Source organism: Janthinobacterium sp. P210005 (assembly GCF_036231865.1).
Taxonomy (GTDB): domain Bacteria; phylum Pseudomonadota; class Gammaproteobacteria; order Burkholderiales; family Burkholderiaceae_D; genus Janthinobacterium; species Janthinobacterium kumbetense.
The window spans coordinates 1,704,984-1,723,563 of the sequence record NZ_JAZARC010000001.1 but is presented as its reverse complement, the minus strand read 5'-3'; the positions used below and the strand labels follow the sequence as shown (position 1 = coordinate 1,723,563).

19 protein-coding genes are annotated in these 18,580 nt (G+C 63.3%); 14 read left to right on the top strand and 5 right to left on the bottom strand.

What is annotated here, in order from left to right; genetic code table 11:
* The first annotated feature begins 109 nt into the window (after window positions 1–109).
* Window positions 110–430, top strand: a complete 321-nt coding sequence (locus tag VPH40_RS07580) for a PilZ domain-containing protein (protein WP_305056307.1) — start codon at window positions 110–112, stop codon at window positions 428–430.
* Between the two features lie 229 nt (window positions 431–659).
* Window positions 660–2,045 (top strand): flagellar filament capping protein FliD, encoded by a 1,386-nt coding sequence (fliD, locus tag VPH40_RS07575; RefSeq protein ID WP_328573123.1) that lies wholly within the window; start codon window positions 660–662, stop codon window positions 2,043–2,045.
* A 112-nt stretch (window positions 2,046–2,157) separates the two neighbouring features.
* Here fliD and VPH40_RS07570 read toward each other — a convergent pair whose 3' ends face one another.
* Window positions 2,158–2,958 (bottom strand): AraC family transcriptional regulator, encoded by an 801-nt coding sequence (locus VPH40_RS07570; RefSeq protein ID WP_180278731.1) that lies wholly within the window; start codon window positions 2,956–2,958, stop codon window positions 2,158–2,160.
* A gap of 100 nt (window positions 2,959–3,058) precedes the next feature.
* Here VPH40_RS07570 and VPH40_RS07565 point away from each other — a divergent pair, with 100 nt between their 5' ends.
* The 3 genes from VPH40_RS07565 to VPH40_RS07555 all read left to right on the top strand — a co-directional run bounded on the left by VPH40_RS07565 (window position 3,059) and on the right by VPH40_RS07555 (window position 5,619).
* A complete protein-coding gene (locus VPH40_RS07565) occupies window positions 3,059–4,294 on the top strand; it encodes an MFS transporter (RefSeq protein ID WP_305062384.1) in 1,236 nt (411 codons plus the stop codon).
* 32 nt (window positions 4,295–4,326) lie between these two features.
* On the top strand, window positions 4,327–4,821 hold the full coding sequence (gene rraA / locus VPH40_RS07560; protein ID WP_035820358.1) for a ribonuclease E activity regulator RraA: 495 nt from the start codon (window positions 4,327–4,329) through the stop codon (window positions 4,819–4,821).
* A 156-nt stretch (window positions 4,822–4,977) separates the two neighbouring features.
* Complete coding sequence (locus VPH40_RS07555; protein ID WP_251351617.1) at window positions 4,978–5,619, top strand: choice-of-anchor C family PEP-CTERM protein; 642 nt, start codon at window positions 4,978–4,980, stop codon at window positions 5,617–5,619.
* 58 nt (window positions 5,620–5,677) lie between these two features.
* Here the strand turns inward: VPH40_RS07555 and VPH40_RS07550 are convergent, their stop codons facing one another.
* Entirely contained in the window at window positions 5,678–6,067 is a 390-nt protein-coding gene (locus VPH40_RS07550) for a MerR family transcriptional regulator (protein ID WP_328573122.1), read from the bottom strand.
* A gap of 82 nt (window positions 6,068–6,149) precedes the next feature.
* Between VPH40_RS07550 and VPH40_RS07545 the strand changes: the two genes are divergently transcribed.
* From VPH40_RS07545 to VPH40_RS07515, 7 genes are all read left to right on the top strand, one after another.
* A complete protein-coding gene (locus tag VPH40_RS07545) occupies window positions 6,150–6,587 on the top strand; it encodes a hypothetical protein (protein WP_289897248.1) in 438 nt (145 codons plus the stop codon).
* Between the two features lie 102 nt (window positions 6,588–6,689).
* Window positions 6,690–8,507, top strand: coding sequence for a DUF4153 domain-containing protein (locus VPH40_RS07540; RefSeq protein WP_305056311.1), 1,818 nt, complete (start codon window positions 6,690–6,692; stop codon window positions 8,505–8,507).
* Window positions 8,508–8,822: 315 nt separating this feature from the next.
* Window positions 8,823–10,154: a S41 family peptidase gene (locus VPH40_RS07535; RefSeq protein WP_328573121.1), complete on the top strand. Its 1,332-nt coding sequence runs from the start codon at window positions 8,823–8,825 to the stop codon at window positions 10,152–10,154.
* Entirely contained in the window at window positions 10,147–10,632 is a 486-nt protein-coding gene (locus VPH40_RS07530; RefSeq protein WP_305052673.1) for a MarR family winged helix-turn-helix transcriptional regulator, read from the top strand. The genes VPH40_RS07535 and VPH40_RS07530 overlap by 8 nt, the downstream gene beginning before the upstream one ends.
* Before the next feature lie 178 nt (window positions 10,633–10,810).
* Complete coding sequence (locus VPH40_RS07525; protein ID WP_328573120.1) at window positions 10,811–11,395, top strand: LysE family translocator; 585 nt, start codon at window positions 10,811–10,813, stop codon at window positions 11,393–11,395.
* Window positions 11,396–11,405: 10 nt separating this feature from the next.
* Window positions 11,406–12,872 (top strand): aminotransferase-like domain-containing protein, encoded by a 1,467-nt coding sequence (locus tag VPH40_RS07520; RefSeq protein ID WP_328573119.1) that lies wholly within the window; start codon window positions 11,406–11,408, stop codon window positions 12,870–12,872.
* A 147-nt stretch (window positions 12,873–13,019) separates the two neighbouring features.
* A complete protein-coding gene (locus tag VPH40_RS07515) occupies window positions 13,020–13,418 on the top strand; it encodes a VOC family protein (RefSeq protein WP_305052671.1) in 399 nt (132 codons plus the stop codon).
* A 27-nt stretch (window positions 13,419–13,445) separates the two neighbouring features.
* On the opposite strand, the gene motA is transcribed toward VPH40_RS07515, so the two are convergent.
* Entirely contained in the window at window positions 13,446–14,309 is an 864-nt protein-coding gene (gene motA, locus VPH40_RS07510; RefSeq protein ID WP_077406831.1) for a flagellar motor stator protein MotA, read from the bottom strand.
* Between the two features lie 3 nt (window positions 14,310–14,312).
* A complete protein-coding gene (locus tag VPH40_RS07505) occupies window positions 14,313–15,272 on the bottom strand; it encodes a LysR family transcriptional regulator (protein WP_099667227.1) in 960 nt (319 codons plus the stop codon).
* 97 nt (window positions 15,273–15,369) lie between these two features.
* Here VPH40_RS07505 and VPH40_RS07500 point away from each other — a divergent pair, with 97 nt between their 5' ends.
* The gene (locus tag VPH40_RS07500; RefSeq protein WP_328573118.1) at window positions 15,370–16,539 is read left to right on the top strand and encodes a mandelate racemase/muconate lactonizing enzyme family protein; all 1,170 of its coding nucleotides are present in this window, start codon (window positions 15,370–15,372) and stop codon (window positions 16,537–16,539) included.
* Between the two features lie 2 nt (window positions 16,540–16,541).
* Here VPH40_RS07500 and VPH40_RS07495 read toward each other — a convergent pair whose 3' ends face one another.
* Entirely contained in the window at window positions 16,542–17,246 is a 705-nt protein-coding gene (locus VPH40_RS07495; protein ID WP_328573117.1) for a hypothetical protein, read from the bottom strand.
* 180 nt (window positions 17,247–17,426) lie between these two features.
* On the opposite strand from VPH40_RS07495, the gene VPH40_RS07490 reads away from it, so the two are divergent.
* Window positions 17,427–18,485 (top strand): Lnb N-terminal periplasmic domain-containing protein, encoded by a 1,059-nt coding sequence (locus VPH40_RS07490; protein ID WP_328573116.1) that lies wholly within the window; start codon window positions 17,427–17,429, stop codon window positions 18,483–18,485.
* Window positions 18,486–18,580 lie beyond the last annotated feature (95 nt).

Sequence of the window (18,580 nt, the reverse complement as noted above, 5' to 3'; positions counted from 1 at the left end):
AAGCTTGAGACAAGTCAAACAAAATTTCCGTTTAGAACTATAATATTTGTCCGATGGATGCGCCTCGCGCATCCGCATCGACAATGCATAGATAGAGAAGCGGAATACAGTGTCAGTTGAGCAAAGGCAGGGCGCACGCAAGATATTGCGTGCCAAGGCAATGTTGGTAATGGAGGGCGCGGGTCCCGTGGCCGCGCGCACCCTCGATGTGGGACCGGGCGGCATGTCGGCCGTCATCGCGGAACCGGTGCCGACAGGCAAGAAGGGCAAGGTGCTGTTCGAATTGTTTTACGATGGCGCGGCGCACATCATCGAGGCGCGCGTGGCCGTCTCGCACTGCATTTTCAGCAGCGCAGGTTTCAAGGTGGGACTCACTTTCCAGCAACTGGACATGGCTGTCAGCAGCGCCATTTCGAAATTCATGCGCTGAGGCACGCCCGAAGATAAACGGCAAGTGATTGCGCTAAAATGGTGCATATGGGTTTGCAGTCAGGAAAAACCTGTTCTGTTCGCTGTTTTGATATTCCGGTAATACTGCATAATTATCAACCAGAAGAGGGACCTTGCCGCGCCATGCGCGCCTGCCGTCCGTTTCCAGCGCAGCACGGTCAGGACCTGAACCGTGTGCCATGACCTTACACCCGACGGGAACGCCTACCATGTTTAATTCGACCATCAACAGCAGGGCCTACACCAACAACACGCAACAGACGACGCAGGGCAATATCTCGGCCGATGTGTATGCGAAGGTGGAGCGCCAGATGCAGTCGCAAAACACGGGCGTCGTCAAGCTCAACGCCAGCCTGGCGCGCGACCAGGCCAAGTTCTCAGGCCTCGGCCAGCTGCAATCGGCGCTGGCGAAATTCCAGACCGTGGCCAAGAACATGGCCGGCAGCGGCCTGGCCACGTCGGCCACGTCCAGCAGCAAGGATGTGCTGAGCGCCACCACCACCGACAAGGCGGTCAGCGGCAGCCATGAAATGAACGTCAAGCAACTGGCGCAGGGACAGACCTTGCTCAGCGGCGCGCAGAAATCCTCGAGCGCGGCCATCGGCACGGGGGCGCCCGCGCTGGTCAAGATCGAAGTGGGCTCGGCCGACGGCAAGCAATTTACGCCCGGCAGCGGCAAGATCATTGCGGTGACCATCGACAGCAGCAACAATAGCCTCGACGGCATCGCCGCCGCGCTCAAGCAGCAGGGCGTCGACGCCAGCGTGGTGAAGGGCCCCGATGGCTATTCGCTGGCCCTGAACGGCAAGAGCGGCGCCGACAGCAGCATGCGCATCAGCGTGTCCGGCGACGCGGCCGTCAGCAATCTGCTCAGCTATGCGCCCGGCGCGGGCAAGGGCATGCAGCAGACGGCCGCCGCGCAGGATGCGCTGCTGACCGTCGACGGCAAGGAAATCAAGAGCGCCACGAATACCCTGACGACGGCCGTCGAGGGCGCCACCATCGAATTGAAGAAAAAAGGCACGACCGACCTCGTCATCGCCAAGGACAGCAGCCAGATCGCCAGCAACGTGGCCAGCTTCGTCACGGCCTACAATGAACTCAACAGCAAGCTGCAGAGCCTGCAGCAGGGCGACTTGAAGTCCGACACGGCCCTGGGGCAAGTGCGCTCGCAGATGGAGCAAGTGCTGCGCACGGCCAGCACGGGCGTGCCATCGTCGGTGCTGGGCAGCGCCGGCGTGACCCTGGGCAAGAGCGGCGAACTGGTGCTCGACGACAAAAAACTCAAGGCCGCCATCGCGGCCGATCCGGACGCCGTCAGCAAGATGTTCACGAATAACGGCAAGGGCGTGGCGGACCAGTTCGCCAGCAAGATCGGCGAGCTGACGGGCGAAACGAGCATCATCCGCAAGGAAGTGCAGACGGTCGGCAAGGACATCACGACGCTCACCAACAAGAAAGCCGTGCTGGCCAAGGCGCTGACGGCCCAGGCGCAGGCGCTGGTGAAAGCGTATTCCGCGCAGGAACAGATGGGAACGAACTCGGCCTTGCCTGGTTATACCGGCAAGAATTCCCTGTTCGACTTCATGGCTTGAGAGCGCACCGCTAAAGCGCCCATGGCGGCGTTGCATCGCCTTGCCGTGCCAGCGTACTGCCTGCGGCGCTGCGCCTTGCCCTGAGCGCTGTATCGGCGCGCTTTCCAGTTGGCTAGATTCTGTCGCCCTGGGCAAAGAAGGCCGACGGCGAACTGCCGAAAGTCTTCTTGAACATGGCGGAAAAGGCCGACTGGCTGGCGTAGCCCAGTTCTTCGGCCACTTGCGACAGCGGCACGCCGCGCGCGATCAGGGGCGCCGCGTGCGCCAGGCGCACTTGCTGGCGCCACTGGCCAAAACTCATGCCCAATTCCCGTTCGAACAGCCGCGCCAGGGTACGCTCCGAGGCGCCGACCTGCTGCGCCCAGTGTTCCAGCGTCTGGTTCAAGCCCGGTTTCTCTATCAGGCTGTCGCACAGGCTTTTCAGGCGCTTGTCGCCCGGCAAGGGCACGCGGATGGGGCGCGTGGCCGAGCGTTTCAATTCATCGAGGATCAGTTCGGCCAGCAGCGCCTCGCGCGCCGGTTCCTGCCCCGGATCCAGCTGTTCCAGCGCCATGATCAGCTGGCGCAGCAAATTCGATACTTCCAGCACCTTGCAATCGTGGCCCGCAAAGGGCGCGCGCGCGGCGTGGATGCACAGGGGGCGCAAGCGGGTCTTTTCCAGTATCGTGACGGCATGCTCCACGTTGGGCGCGATCCAGATGGCGCGCATGGGCGGCAACACCCAGCTGCTGTTGTTGGCGGTGATGCGCAGCACGCCTTCGAGCGCCATCGTGACCTGGCCCCACGGGTGGCTGTGCGGCAATAAAAATTCATCGGGTTGCAGGTCGCGCGCGATCATGGTCACGGGAATGGTGGCGCTGGGCGCTTCCCGTGGCGGACACATGCGGGTATGGTGGAGGATAGGTACACCCATCAGCTTGGCCTTAATTCGATAAATTATGTCGTTCTGTCGGAAAACAGACGATGGTATTTTGCATACACTTGAGCTTCACCAGTATAAGACAGGGTATGACATGATAACAACTAACTCGGCATCCGGACTTCCCACCTTGCGCGGCGATGCCCGCGTCATCGGCCTGGTGGGGCTGGCGCATGGCGTGTCGCACTTTTATCACCTGATCCTCGCGGCCCTGTTCGTCTGGCTGAAACCCGCCTTCGACCTGTCGTATGCGGAACTGGGCTTGCTGATGACGGTATTCTTCATCATCTCGGGCGTGGGGCAGGCGCTGGCCGGCTTCGTCGTCGACCGTTTCGGCGCCCGTGCCGTGCTGTTTTCCGGCATTTTCTTGCTGGGCGTGTCGGCGCTGGCCCTGTCCACCGCCCACAGCTATGCGGCGCTGATGCTGGGCGCCATGCTGGCCGGCATGGGCAACAGCGTGTTCCATCCGGCCGACTACACGATCCTCAACCAGCGCGTGTCGGCGGCCCGCGTGGCGTACGGCTTTTCCGTGCATGGCATCAGCGGCAACATCGGCTGGGCCCTGGCGCCCCTGTTCATGACGTATGTCGCCACCAACTACGACTGGCGGGTGGCCTTGCAATGCGCGGCCGTGCTGCCGTTCGGCGTGCTGCTGATCCTGTTCCTGAACCGCCACGCCATCCGCCCCGAACCCGTGAAACAGGCGGCGCCGGGCCAGGCCGCCGGCGGCGAAGGCACGCTGGACTTCCTGCGCCTGCCGGCAGTGTGGATGTGCTTTGCCTTCTTCTTCATTACCGCCATCGCCCTGGGCGGCATCCAGAGCTTTGCCAGCGTGGCCCTCGTCAAGCTGTACGGCATGAGCCTGGCGCTGGCCACGAGCGCCTACACGGCCTATATGCTGGCCTCGGCCGTGGGCATGCTGGCCGGCGGCGTGGTGGGCGCGCGCAGCAAGCAGCCGGACCGCAACGTGGCGATCGCCTTTGCCGCCGCCGCGCTGCTGGCCGTGCTGCTGGCCATGGCCGTCGTGCCGGCCTGGGGCGCGGTGGTGCTGATGGGCGCCATCGGCCTGATGTCGGGCGTGGCGGGACCGTCGCGCGACCTGATGATACGCGCGGCGGCGCCGAAGAATGCCACCGGGCGCGTGTACGGCGTCGTGTATTCGGGCCTCGACAGCGGCCTGGCCGTGGGTCCTTTGTTCTTTGGCGCGCTGATGGATGGCGACCATCCGGCCATGCTGTTCGTCTTCATCGGCCTGTTCCAGGCGCTGGCGATCGCCACGGCCGTGGGCGTGGGCGGCAAAACACGTGCCGCGGCGCTGCAAAAGGCATAGAATCGTTGCCATCTGCCACGAAAGGAATCCCCATGACCTTTGCCACCACCGACCTGTGCGACGACTATGCAGCCATGCTGGACGACGGCACCCTGGCCGTGCTGCCGCCCGTGTACCGCGCCTTCGGCCAGCGCGTGCGCTTCAGCGGCCCCGCCACCACCCTGCACGTGTTCGAAGACAACGCCCTCGTGCGCAGCACCCTGGAAACGCCGGGCCAGGGCCATGTGCTGGTGATCGATGGCGGCGGCAGCCTGCGCCGCGCGCTGGTGGGCGGCCAGCTGGGCGTGTTGGCCGAAAGCAACGGCTGGGCCGGCATCGTCGTCGATGGCTGCATCCGCGACAGCGAGGAAATCAATGTCTGCCAGATCGGCGTGCGCGCCCTGGCCACGCATCCGCGCAAGAGCAACAAGACGGGCGCCGGCCAGCGCGACGTGCGCGTGCAGATCAGCGGCGTGGCCGTGCATCCGGGCGACTGGATCTATGCCGATGCGGATGGCATCCTGGTGGCGCGGCAAGAGCTTGATTGAGCTGTCGCGCTCCGGAGGAAGGGGCGAGGGCGCCTGAAGACGTTGCAAATTGCTCACATTAAATATATTTTTGCAAAGTTCTTGGATTTTCATCCTGGCTGAGATATGATTTCACTTAAGGTAACTTTAATGCTAATAAGGCAAGGAAATCAACTCATGAAAATCGCCACCATCGCAGCCGTTGTCGCCCTGTTTGCTGCCGGCACCGCCAGCGCCAGCCCCGTCAACCTGATCACGAATGGCAATTTTGAAACAGTTGCTTCCGGCTATACCTTCGACAGCGGCTTTAAAGTCGTCAACAGCGGTTCGTCGGCCATCACGGGCTGGACCGTGGGCGCCAGTTCCGTCGACCTGATCCGCAATGCGTATAACGCCATCAACGGCTACAGCGTCGATTTGCTGGGTACGCCGGGTCCGGGTTTCCTGTCGCAAAATTTCAGCGTCGTTGCCGGCCAGACGTACAGCCTGACCTTTGACATGGCGCGCAATTCCGGCGGCCCCGCAGGCCAGGGCGTGAGCGTCAATTTCGGTGGCGTGGTGGGGGATTTCTACTCGACGGCCGCCGCCTCGAATACCTTGTACAGCAATACACTGAGTTTCACGGCCGCTTCCACGGGCCTGGCGACCCTGTCGTTTGCCAGCGCCGCCAAGGCCGGTACGCCGTTCGACAATTACTCGGGCGCCGTGATCGACAATGTTTCCGTGATGGCCGCCGTGCCGGAACCGGAAACCTACGCCATGCTGCTGGCCGGCCTGGGCCTGATGGGTTTCCTGCGCCGCCGCAAGGCCGCCAAGTAATTCCAGCCTTGCGCCACGTCAAAACCGCCTGCGGCCATGCCCAGGCGGTTTTTGTTTTTCAGGGAGCTGGTGCTGCATCGGCATCTCCCTGCAATGGACAGGCGGCCGCCTGCGGTTCCATCCGCCGCGCCAGTTCGCCGCGCAGCTGCGTCAAGCCGGCGATGCGCGCATCGATGTCGGCCAGCTTGCGCGCCAGCGCCGCGCGCAGCAGGTCCGCCATGGCCGGATCGCCTGCGCCGGCCAGCAGCGGCATGTCGGCCTCGATTTCCGCCAGCGTAAAACCCAGCTGCTGCGCCGTGCGCAGGTAGCGCAGCCAGTCCGCCGCTTCGGGCGGGTAGTCGCGGTAGCCATTCGCGCCGCGCCGCGCGCGCAGCAAGCCCCGCTTTTCATAGAAGCGCAGGGTATCGCGGCTCAAGCCCGTCGCCTGCGCCATCTCGCCGATCTGCATGGAAATATTCCTTCATAAAATGCTTGACCATGGAGTGTACTCCAGCCTTGAGAATGGATGCTTTCCATACACAGGAGTTGCCATGTTGTCCGTTTCCGCCTTCCGCCGCGTGGTGCGCGCCAGCGCCATTTACGATGTGCTCATGATTGCCCCGTTTACCACGCCGTGGACGTTTTTGCTGCTGCGCGAGCACTTGAACGCCATCAACCTGGCCCTGGGCGGCGCGCCACTGCCAGTGTTCGAACCCTTGCATTTGCTCATCAGCAGCTTGCTGGGCAGCGTGGTGATGGTCTGGTCGGTGCTGCGCATGCTCGATCCGCAGCCGCGCTTCGGCCGCTACGACGCCGTGGCCCGCTACCTGTTTTCCACCTGGATGGCGTGGGCCTTGCTCATGACGGGCCAGCCCCTGCTGTGGCTGTTCCTCGTGCCGGAGCTGGCCTGGGGTCTCGCGCAAAGCTTGCCGGTGCGCCGCAGCGAGGGTGGGCGGGAAGGGCGCGCGCGCGAATCGCTGTTGAGATGACGATAACGAAATGCAATAATGGCCGTGCTCGCAGTGCAACAATGACTGCAATGAACGACTATTAAGGGAATGACTATGCAGCAGGATGCCGCAGGAAAAAACATGGCGTTGCTCGATCCGGTGGTGGCGCCGCGCATCGCGGTGACGCGCCTGGTGACGGGCCTGCTGCAAGGCTTGCTGCTGTACTGGCTGTACAGCACGGCGCAAGACAAGGTGTGGCCCGCCACGGAAGCCTATCTGCTGGGCCCGTTGATGCTGATCAGCTTGCTGTTGCCCATCCTGCTGGTGTCCAGCCTGGGTCACATGTCCCTCAAGCGCATCGCCCTGTGGATGGCCGGCGCGGCCGTCGTGCTGGCCGTGCTGGCCTGGCATGACGTGGCGCGTGGCGCTGAGCACGTGATTTGGGGCAACTACAAGCCGGGCGCGCCGCTGCGCGTGATTTCGGCCCAGCTGTTCGGTTTTTGCGTGGTGGGGTTTTATATCGCCCACGCGCTGGTGCTGGCCAGCGCCCAGGATGGCCAGCGCATCGCCCGCTACCCGACCTACTTTGAAATCGCCTGGAAGCTGGGTATCCAGCTGCTGTTTTCCCTGCTGTTCGTGCTGGGCCTGTGGCTGGTGCTGTGGCTGGGCGGGCAGCTGTTCCTGCTGATTAAGCTCAGTTTCCTGAAAAAGCTGCTGGGCCAGGCCTGGTTCGTGATCCCCGTCATCTGCTTCGCGTTTTCATTTGCCATCCACATCACGGACGTGCGCCCATCCATCGTGCGCGGCATCCGCACCTTGCTGCTGGTGCTGTTGTCGTGGCTGATGCCGATCGCCGCCGTGCTCGTCTCCGGTTTCCTGCTGACCTTGCCTTTCATCGGCTTCGAGCGCCTGTGGGCCACGCGCCATGCGGCGTCCGTGCTGCTGGGCATGGCCGGCGTGCTGGTGGTGCTGATCAATGCCGCCTTCCAGAACGGCGAAGTGGGCCATGGCGTGGCGCGCGGCATCCGCCTGGGCACGCGCCTGGCTTGCCTGTTGCTGCCGTGGGTGGTGGGCATCGCCATCTATGCGCTGACCTTGCGCGTGATGTCGCACGGCTGGACGTCCGACCGCCTGATCGCGGCCGCCTGCCTGCTGGTCGCCACCTGCTACGCGGCCGGCTATGCCTGGGCGGCCAGCAAGTATGGCGACTGGCTGCACCTGATCGCCAACGTCAACGTGGCCACCGCCTTTGTGACCCTGCTGGTGCTGTTCGCCCTGTTCTCGCCGCTGGCGGACCCGGCGCGCATTTCCGTGGCCAGCCAGATGGCGCGCCTGGACAGCGGCAAGGTTGGCGTGGACAAGTTCGATTTCGAATACCTGCGCTTCCAGGGCGCCCGCTATGGCCAGGCGGCCCTGCAGGAATTGACGAAACGCACGACGGGCCCGGATGCGGCCATCGTGCGGGCGCGCGCCGACGCCATGCTCAAGCGCCAGAACCGCCTCGACGAGACGGGCGCGCTGAGCGACGTGTCGATCAACCTGACCCTGCGTCCGGCGACGGCGAAGCTGCCGGACAGTTTCCTGCGTCAGGACTGGACGCAAGTGGGCCCGGCCTGGCGCCTGCCCGCCTGCCTGAAGCGGGCAGGGCCGCAGTGCGACGCCTACCTGCTCGATTTCGATGGCGACGGCAAGCAGGACGTGTTGCTGATCAGCAATGATCCGCGCGCCTCGTCGGTGTTGCTGGCGGAAAAAGAAGACGGCAGCTGGACGGCGCGCGGGCAAATCCCCACCGATGCCCTGCGCTGCAAGCCCCTGCGCGAGAAGCTGCAAGCGGGCCAGTTCCAACTGGTGCCGCCGAAGGTGCGCGAGCTGGAAGTGGATGGCCAGCGCGTGCCGATGACTTTGTATACGCCGGAGGACGAGGTCAGCTGCCCGGACGAGACGGCGCCGGCCCCGTAGATGGCAGGAAGAGGGCGCGCAGCGGGGCGTGCAGCGCGGGATGGAACCGCCAGCTTGCCCTGAAGGCAGCGACGTGGTGCACTGAATCATTGCGACGGTCCCGTATCGGCGGAAGCTGCGAATGACGATGGCCGGCCGGAGGCTGCCACTGAAGCGTTGAATCTGACAGCGCTGGCCGAAGCCTCCTTCTGGCGAGAGCAGATCGGACGGAAGCGGAGGTTGTCTGCTTCCCTCATCGAGGTGATTTGATTTTTCTGCAATATGTTGCGCAATATATTGTATGATTGGATTTCACCGAGGGGAGGGAACATCAGAATGCGTTATCACTTATGTCTGCTTCAAGCGCTGTCGGCGCTGTCCATCCTGTGCGCACCGGGCGCCTTTGCCGGGGAGCCTGGCCTTTCGCGCAATGAAAAGAGCGAGATCATCGCCTCCCTCAATAGCACCTTGAATGCAAACTATGCGTTTCCGGACATCGCAAGAAAAATTGCGCCGGTGCTTCAGGAACATCTGACCAAGGGCGATTATGACTCGGCGACGACGCAGGCAGAGTTTGCGGGCAAGCTGACGGACGACCTCGTCAAAGTCAGCGGCGACCTGCATTTCTTCGTGGGCGCCGACCCAGCATGGATCGCGGAATACAAGGCAAAGGCCAACCCGACGCTCAAGGCCAAGATACGAAAAGAAGAATTGAGCAGGCTGGAGGAGACCAATTTCGGTTTCGACGAGGTCGCTCGCCTGAAGGGAAATATCGGCTATCTACGCTTCAGCTATTTTGCCGATCCGGAACTTGCCCATGATACGGCGGCGTCCGTTATGCGCTTCGTCGGCAATACGGACGCCCTCATCATCGATTTGCGCTATAACAATGGCGGGCATCTGGAAATGGCGCAATTTCTGGCGAGCTATTTCTTCTCCAGCGAGAAAGACCAGCTGCTCTTCGACTATTACTATAACGAGGATGGCAAGCGTATCCAGCGCGGGCAATGGGTGCTGCCGGGCTTGCCGGGCAAGCGCATGGTGGACAAGCCCGTCTATATCCTGACCGGCTCCACGTCGTTTTCCTCCGCAGAATGGTTTTCCTATGCGATGAAGAAGCTCGGGCGAGCGACACTGATCGGGGAGCGCACCGCCGGCGGTGCGCATCCGGTGGCCCGCAAGCCGCTCAACGACGATTTTTTCGTGCAAGTGCCGATCGGCCAGATCCAGGATCCCGTGGAGCATGGCGATTTCGAAGGAACCGGCGTGCAACCCGATATTCCAAGCCCGTCCATCCGCGCGTTGCCTCTGGCGCACAAGCTGGCGCTTGAACATCTGGCGAAGACCGATGACGCCAGGCGAACCGAACTTGCCTGGCTGCTCCCCAGCTTGACGGCAGCGATCGAGCGCCCGCATGTCGATGCCGGGCTGTTGACGCAAGCCGCCGGAAAATATGAAGGCCGCCAGATCGTCCTGGACAAGGGCACGCTCTACATTATCTGGCGCGACCGGTTTCGGGTCGCGCTGGAGCCGATCGGTCCCGACCTGTTCGCGGTGGAAGGCGTGTCGGATTTTCGATACCGCTTGAATGTTTCGCGCGGGAAAGTGACGGCGCTGGAACGCGTGAACCAGGACGGCGGCATCCAGAGGTACAAGCGCCTTGACTGAGAAGACACCTCACCCGGCCGCGATCGATGACGCCGTGTTTCTCGGCCGCGCCGTCGAACGGCTGAGCGTCCTGATCGCTGAGCAATCCCAGACCGTCTTCGACACGATGGGGATCGTCATCCCGGTTCGTTCGTGTTCGCTGATGACTGTTCTTGCGACGCTCGGCACGGCCTCCGCCTCGGACCTGGCGCGCGAACTCGGACATTCGCACCAGCTGGTCATGCAAAAGATACCCAAGCTGCTCCGCCTGGGCCTGATACAGCATCGGAACGATGACAATGATGCCCGGCGACGGATATTCATGCCCACTGATGAGGGTTTGTCGCAGCTGGCGAAATTCGGGCAGTGCACGGTGCTGATACGGGCGGCCTATGCCGGCTTGTTTGCCGAGGTGGGGGACGTGAGGCAATTCGTGGATCGGGCCGCCGATGCCCTCCACGCGAAGCCGCTGGACAAACGCATCGATTCCCCGGGCTGACGCAGACGGTGTTTGCTTCAGGCCGCGAGCAGAGCTTTCCGCATGCTTGTCCGGGCGGGGGGCCGCTGTAGCAGTCGTTCGACTGATACAGCATGTGCTTGTATCCGTCGCCTTGTGCCTTGTCCCTGGCGTGCCGCGCTTCTAGACTGGGGCCTTCTCCACGCTGCGACTGCCTGCCATGACCGAACTCTTGCCCCTGATGAGCTATTGCTTTGTGATGTCCGCCACGCCCGGGCCGAATAACGTCATGCTGGCCACCACCGGCGCCAATTTCGGCTATCGCGGTGCGCTGCCGGTGATCCTCGGCATCCAGGCCGGCATCTTCGTGCAGACCGTGCTCATGTGCGTGGGGCTGGGCAGCGTGTTCGTCGCGTACCCGATGGCGCAGCAGGTGCTGCGGATCGCGGGCGCGCTGTACCTGATATTCCTGGCCTGGAAGCTGGCCGGCGCCTCGGTGGCGGGAAGCAGCGCGCCGAAGGCCGTGTCGTTTGCGCAGGCGGCGCTGTTTCAGGCGCTGAACCCCAAGAGCTGGCTCAAGGCGGTCACCATGGCGTCCGTCTTCATGCCTGCGCAGGGCAATATGCTCGCCAGCGCGCTGCTGGTGTCCGCGATCGGCACCGTGGTGGGCACGCCGTGCAACGCCATGTGGGCGCTGTTCGGCGTCTCGATCCGCAGCGTGCTGAAAGCGCCCCGCAACCAGCGCATCTTCAATCTGGCGATGGGGGCCGTCCTGCTGGTCCTCGCCGTGCTGTTTTTGCGCTAGACTGCCACCCATGTTCGCCATCGACCGCTCCTCGCCCATCGCCCTGTTCCAGCAGATCGAGGCCGCATTGCGCCAGCAGATCGCGCAACGCGTCCTGCCCGGCGGGACCAGGCTGCCGTCGATCCGCCAGCTCGCCACGCAGCTCGCGGTGAGCACCAACACCGTGGTGGTGGCGTACGACAGGCTGGTGGCCGCAGGCGTCATCGATACCCACGGCACGACGGGCTTCTTCGTCTGCACGCCAGCTGACGCCGGCAGCGCCATTCCCGACGAGGTGGCGCTGGAAGCTGGCCAGGAGCAGGAGCCGGTCTGGCTGAGCCAGCAAGTGAACGACCAGCGGCCGGGCGTGCTGCTGGCCAGCAGCGGCGCCTTGCCGCCCACCTGGCTGCAGGATGCGCTGCCGGCGGCCGCCGTGCAGCGCGGCCTGGCGCGCAGCGCGGCCGGCATGGCCTCGCGCTGTCCGCCGCAAGGGCTGGCCGAACTGCGCGAGCAGATCGCGCTGCTGTTGCGCGGCATCGGCGTCGCCGCGGATGCCAGCCACATCCTCACCACGTTCGGCGGCACCCATGCAATCGATTTGATCTGCCGCACGTTTTTGCAGCCCGGCGATACGGTGCTGGTGGAAGACCCCGGATACTTCCTGATGTTCGGCAGGCTGCGCCAGGACGGCGTGCGCCTGGTGCCCATCAAGCGCCGCCCCGATGGCCTCGACCTGGACGAACTGGAAGCTGCCTGCCGCGCGCACCGTCCGCGCCTGCTGTTCGTGCAGACGGCCTTGCACAACCCCACCGGGTGGAGCAGCAGCGCCGCCAATCTGCACAAGGTGCTGATCATGGCGCAGCAGCATGGCTTCCTGATCGCTGAAGACGACGTGCATGGCCATTTCCAGCCCGGCCACAGCACGCGGCTGGCATCGCTGTCCGGGCTGGACGGCGTGATCTACTACTCCAGCCTGTGCAAGGCGCTGAGCCCGGCCCTGCGCATGGGCTACCTGGCTGCGGCGCCCGCCCTGCTCAAGCTGCTGATGCGCACCAAGATCCACGCCATCATGACTTTGCCTGCGCTGAACGAATACGTTTTGCTGGAAGTGCTCAAGGCCGGCAACCTGCGCAAGCACCTGGAGCGGCTGCAACGCAAGATCATGGTGGCGCGCAACGCCAGCACGCGGCAATTGAGCGCGGCCGGCGTGCTGTTCGAGCAACCCGGCGACGCCGGCATTTTCCTGTGGGGCAGCATGCCCGAAGGGCTGGACGTGGACTTGCTGGTGCAGGACGCCTACCGCAACAAGATCCTGCTGATGCGCGGCGCCGCGTTCTCGGCCAACGACACGCCCGACCAGCACATCCGCTTCAACGTCGCCTTCAGCCAGCATCCCCGCGTGAGCGCCTACCTTGAAGAGCGCCTGCGCGCGGTGGCTGGCGCACGCTCAAGCCTGGCCCGCGCCAGCGGCGCCGCCAGCCTCGGCGGCAAGTCCTGAGCATGGTCTGCGCCTTTCCTTGTCATTTGTTGATATTCTGGAGGGGTTCTTTTTTCGCCAGCGTGTCAATTTGGTATGCCGCCACCCGTCGCCGGGACGGCGCACCGGTTGCCCATTCCACTTTCACCAGGGAAACAAGGAAGCGCCATGAACAAACAGATCATCCTCAACCTGCCCGTGAAGGACCTGGAGAAATCCAGGGCCTTCTTTTCCGCCCTCGGTTTTACCTTCAATTCCCGCTTCAGCGGCGAGAACGCGGCCTTCATGAACATCGTCGACGACACCATCCAGGCCATGCTGACGACCGAAACCTTCTTCCAGTCCCTGATCGGCAAACCGGTGGCGAAGGCAAAGGAGGCCAATGAAGTGGTCATTTGCCTCAGTTGCGAAAGTCGGGAAGAGGTGGATAGCCTGATCGCCAGGGCCAAGGCCGCCGGTGGCCGCATACCGCATCCGCCGGAAGACCATGGCTTCATGTATGACCAGGGCTTCGAAGATATCGATGGCCACCTGTGGAACCTGGTCTGGACGGCGCCGGAAGCTTGACGCGCCGAGCAAGCGGAACAGGCCGTATCAGTTCTTCGTGCGCACCTGGCGCACGTGGTTTTCCAGTTCGCTGAACGAGGGGCGTTCCGTGGCGGAAATGACCTTGCGGCCGAATTCCACGGCCAGCGCTGGCGCATAGCCGTTCAGGCTGGCCAGCAAGGTCACTTTCACGCACTGGTACATCTTTGCCGTTTCATGGTGCTTGCGGCGCAGCAAGCTGGCCAGCGGCGCGATGAAGCCGTAGGCCAGCAGGATGCCGATGAAGGTGCCCACCAGCGCCTGCGCGATCAGCACGCCCAGCTCGGCCGGCGGCAAGCCGACGGAGGCCATCGTGTGTACCACGCCCATCACGGCGGCCACGATGCCGAAGGCGGGCATGGCGTCGGCCAGCTGCGAAATCGTCTGGATCGGCATTTCCGCATCTTCATGGTGCGTCTCGATCTCGTTATCCATCAGGTTTTCGATCTGGTAGGCATCCATATTGCCCGACACCATCAGGCGCAGATAATCGGTAATGAATTCCAGGATGTGCTCGTCACCGAGCGTGTACGGGTATTTCACGAAGATGGGGCTGCGGTACGGGTCGTCGATATCGTCCTCGACCGACATCAAGCCTTCCTTGCGGATCTTGCTGAGGATTTCATACATCAGCCCCATCAGTTCCATATAGCGGGCCTTCGTGTATTGCGAGCCGTGGAACAGGGTGGGGATGGCCGCGAACGTGGCGCGGATGGCCTTGGCGTCGTTGCCGACAAAGAAGGTGCCCAGCGCCGCGCCGCCGATCATCAGCAGTTCCAGCGGCTGGAACAGGGCCGCCAAATGGCCGCCCTGCATGGCGAAGCCGCCGAAGACGGAAAACAGCACGACGAGAAATCCGAGTATGACTAGCAAAACCTACTCCTTCATAATATTGCCATATCGCAATATTGTAGTGTAACCCGATTTGCCTGCGGTAGCCGCGTCCGGCTGCAGCTGCTGGATGAGAAAATTGATAAAAGCGCGCACTTTGGCGGGCAATTGGTGGCGGCTCGGATAATAGGCGTACAGGTCGGCCGGCGCCAGCGCGTAATCGTCCAGCACCACGCGCAGGCGGCCGCTGTCGAGGTAGCGGGCCAGGTCCCATTCCGAGCGCAGCAGGATGCCGTGCCCGTCCAGGGCCCAGCCCAGCACCACGTCGCCATCGTTGCTGGCCACCGTGCCGCGCACCTTCACCGTGTGGGTGGCACGCCCTTTGCTCAAACGCCAGATGCCGTAGGCGTCATCGTTTTGCCGGTGCACGATGCAGCGGTGCTGCGCCAGCTCGTCCGGGGTGCGCGGCGTGCCGTGCGCCTGCAGGTAGGCGGGCGAGGCGCACAGGAAGCGCCGGTTCGACATGATCTTGCGCGCCGACAAACGCGTGTCGGGCAAGTCGCCGAAGCGGATGCCCAGGTCGTACGCCTGCTCGACCAGGTTGATGGGGCTGTCCGTCAATTGCAGCTGCACTTCCAGCTGCGGGTGGCGCAGGGCGAATTGCGACAGCAGGGGCGCGATCACCGTGCGGCCGAAACCCAAGGTGGCATTCACGCGCAGCAGCCCGCGCGGTTCGGCGCTGCCGCTGGCCAGCGACTCTTCCATGGCGCGGATATCGTCGAGGATCTGCCGCGCCTGCTGCAAATAACTTTCGCCATCGCCCGTCAGGCTGATGCGCCGCGTGCTGCGGTTCAGCAAACGCACGCCCAGGCGCTGCTCCATCAGCTGCAGGCGCTTGCTGACGGCGGGCGGCGTGATGCCCAGCTCGCGCGCCGTGGCCGACAGGCTGCCCAGCTTGGCCAGCAGCACAAAGAAGGCCATTTCCGTGGTGGCGTCGCTTTTCATTATTAACTTCAAGTGAAGAATGGTTTAAACTGCTATCGATTATACGACTGTATATCGCGGTTAAGCTGGCGTCACCATTCAAGCACAGGAGACCCGCATGAAAATCGTCGAGATCCGCGAAAAGACCATCCCCATCTCTTCCCCCATCCGCAACGCCTACATCGATTTCACCAAGATGACGTTAAGCCTGGTGGCCGTCGTCACGGATGTGATGCGCGACGGCAAGCCCGTCGTCGGCTACGGCTTCAATTCGAATGGCCGCTACGGCCAGGGCATGCTGATGCGCGAGCGCTTCATTCCCCGCATCCTCGACGCCGATCCCGCCAGCCTCGTGACGGATGACGGCGCCAATCTCGACCCGCACAAGGTATGGGATTGCATGTACACCAATGAAAAGCCGGGCGGCCACGGCGAGCGCTCGGTAGCCATCGGCACCATCGACATGGCCATCTGGGATGCCGTGGCGAAGATCGAGCGCAAGCCCCTGTTCCAGCTGCTGGCCGAGCGCCATGGCACGGGCGTGCCGGACAAACAAGTGTTCGTGTATGCGGCCGGCGGCTATTACTACCCGGGCCAGAGCCTGTCCGCCCTGCAGGACGAGATGCGCAGCTATGTCGACCGCGGCTACACCGTGGTCAAGAAGAAGATCGGCGGCGCCTCGCTGGACGAAGACTTGCGCCGCATCGACGCCATCATGGACGTGCTGCAGGATGGCCAGAAGCTGTGCGTGGATGCCAACGGCCGTTTCGACCTCGACACGTCGATCGCCTACGCCAAGGCGCTGCGCCAGTACGACCTGTTCTGGTATGAAGAGGCGGGCGATCCGCTCGATTTCGAGCTGCAGGCGACCTTGCGCAGCTATTACGACAAGCCGATGGCGACGGGCGAGAACCTGTTTTCCATGCAGGATGCGCGCAACCTGATCCGCTACGGCGGCATGCGCGCCGACCGCGACTGGCTGCAGTTCGATTGCGCCCTCAGCTACGGCCTGGTGGAATACCTGCGCACCCTGGACATGCTGCAGCAGCACGGCTGGTCGCGCAGCCGCTGCATCCCGCATGGCGGCCACCAGATGTCCCTGAATATCGCGGCCGGCCTGGGCCTGGGCGGCAATGAATCGTATCCCGATTTATTCCAGCCATTCGGCGGCTTCCCCGACGGCGTGCGCGTCGAAAACGGCCACATCACCATGCCGGACCTGGTCGGCATCGGCTTCGAGGGCAAGGCGAACCTGTATGCGGAAATGCGCGCGCTGAGCGGGCTGTAGGCTCAGGCCGGCGCCTGGCGTTTCATCTGCGCGGCGGGGCTGCTCTTTTCCCAGCGGAACAGCCACATGATGATCAGCTTGGTCGTGGCGCTGACGCAGGCCAGCAGCAGCAGGGGCCAGCCTGTCGATAATCCCATGACGCAGGCAAAGAAGATGGTGCTGGCATCCATGGCGAGGATGAACTGGCTCATTTTCAGGGACACGGCGCCCGTCTTGCCCGAGCGCCAGATCAAGCGGATCTGGTGCGCGTAGCCCTGCGCCAGCAGCACGGTGACGGCGACGAGCAGGCCTTGCGAGATCACGCGCTTTTCATCGCTGAAGGTGGGGCCGAAGGCCAGCCCCGCCATGCCCGCGCCCAGCAGCAGCGCGCAGGCCAGCAGCGCATTGCGCGATGTCAAGCTGCGGCGGTCGCGGTGGATTTCATACAGGATGGCCAGCGCGATCAGCGAGGCGACCAGGCGGGGCCAGACGATGTAGTGGTTGAACGGCGTGATCGAGTAGCCGTACACGAAGAACGCGCAATACGCGAGGAAGCTGACGGTGAACTGGTTGATGGACAGGATGTCGGTCGTCTTGCCGGCGCCGATGCCGGCATCGCGCTTGCGCTGCCAGATTTTTTGCAGCTGCGACCACAGGCCGTACAGGCTGACGACGATGAAGAGGGAATTGAGGCTGCCGGCAAGGGCGTACAGGGAAGGGGGCTGCAAGGTATCTCCTGGGAAAGCCAAGGCGCCGCCATGACAGGCCGCCTTGTCTATACATTTTATTTTGGCAATATGCTCTCATGAAATAAATTAGCAGGCAAGCAATGATTGCGCTGTCGGGGCCTGTTGCCGCGGTACTTGCCTGAACGTACCTGTTCCTGCGCTTGGCCCTATAATTGCGGCATGACTTTCTTATCACATCGTGCCCGCTCCGTGCTGGGCAGTATCGGCAAAATGGCCGTTTCCCTGATTCTCCTGTTGACCGCACTGTGGGGCGCGCTGGTGCTGTGGTACCAGTTGTCCGGCGGCACGGCCGCGCAAGCCATCGGCGCGCTGCTGTGGGGCGCGCTGGGCGTGGCCAGCATCGCGCTGTGGTGGACGCGCGGCGATGCGCGCGTGCTGCTGCCGTATGCGGCCGGTTTTCTCCTGCTGCTCCTGTGGTGGAGCCTGATCACGCCGAAGCAGCAGCGCGTGTGGGCCGACGACGTGGCGCGCAACGTCACGGGCACGGTCAAGGGCAGCACCGTCACGCTGGACAATGTGCGCAATTTCGACTGGCGCAGCGACGACGACTACACGGTCAAGTGGGAACAGCGCAGCTACGACCTCGACGAGCTGCGCACGGTGGACACGGCGCTGTCGTACTGGACGGGGCCGTACATCGCGCATACCCTGATTTCGTTCGGCTTTGCGGACGGGCGCTTTTTGACGTTTTCCATCGAAATCCGCAAGGAAAAGGGCGAGAGCTTTTCCGCCATCGGCGGCTTTTTCAAGCATTTCGAGATGAGCCTGATCGCCGCCGACGAGCGCGACATCCTGCGCGTGCGCACGAATGCGCGGGGCGAGGACATGCATCTGTACCGCGTGATGATGCCCAAGGCGGCCATGCGCTCGCTGTTCCTCGCCTACCTGGACGAAGCGCAATCGCTGAAGAACCAGCCGCAGTTCTACAACACCCTGACGGCCAACTGCACCACCATCGTCTTCGAGATGGTGCGCCGCATCGTGCCGGGCCTGCCGCTCGACTACCGGCTGATGGCTTCGGGCTACCTGGACCGCTACCTGTTCGACGTCAAGGGCCTGGTGCCCGGCCAGACCTTCCAGCAGCTGCGCGATGGCGGCCACGTCACGGCGCGCGCGCGGGCGGCCAACGACGACGCGGACTTTTCGCATGCGATCCGCCGCGGCATGCCGGGCTACGATGAAACGGGCCACCCGAAGCTGCAAATGCCCAGGCAGTAATCAACTTGCAGCACAACGTCCAACCAAACCGTAGCGAGCGGAAGGAAGAGGTGGTCGAGAAGCGGAACTGTACTTTAGTACAGTGAGCATCGCAG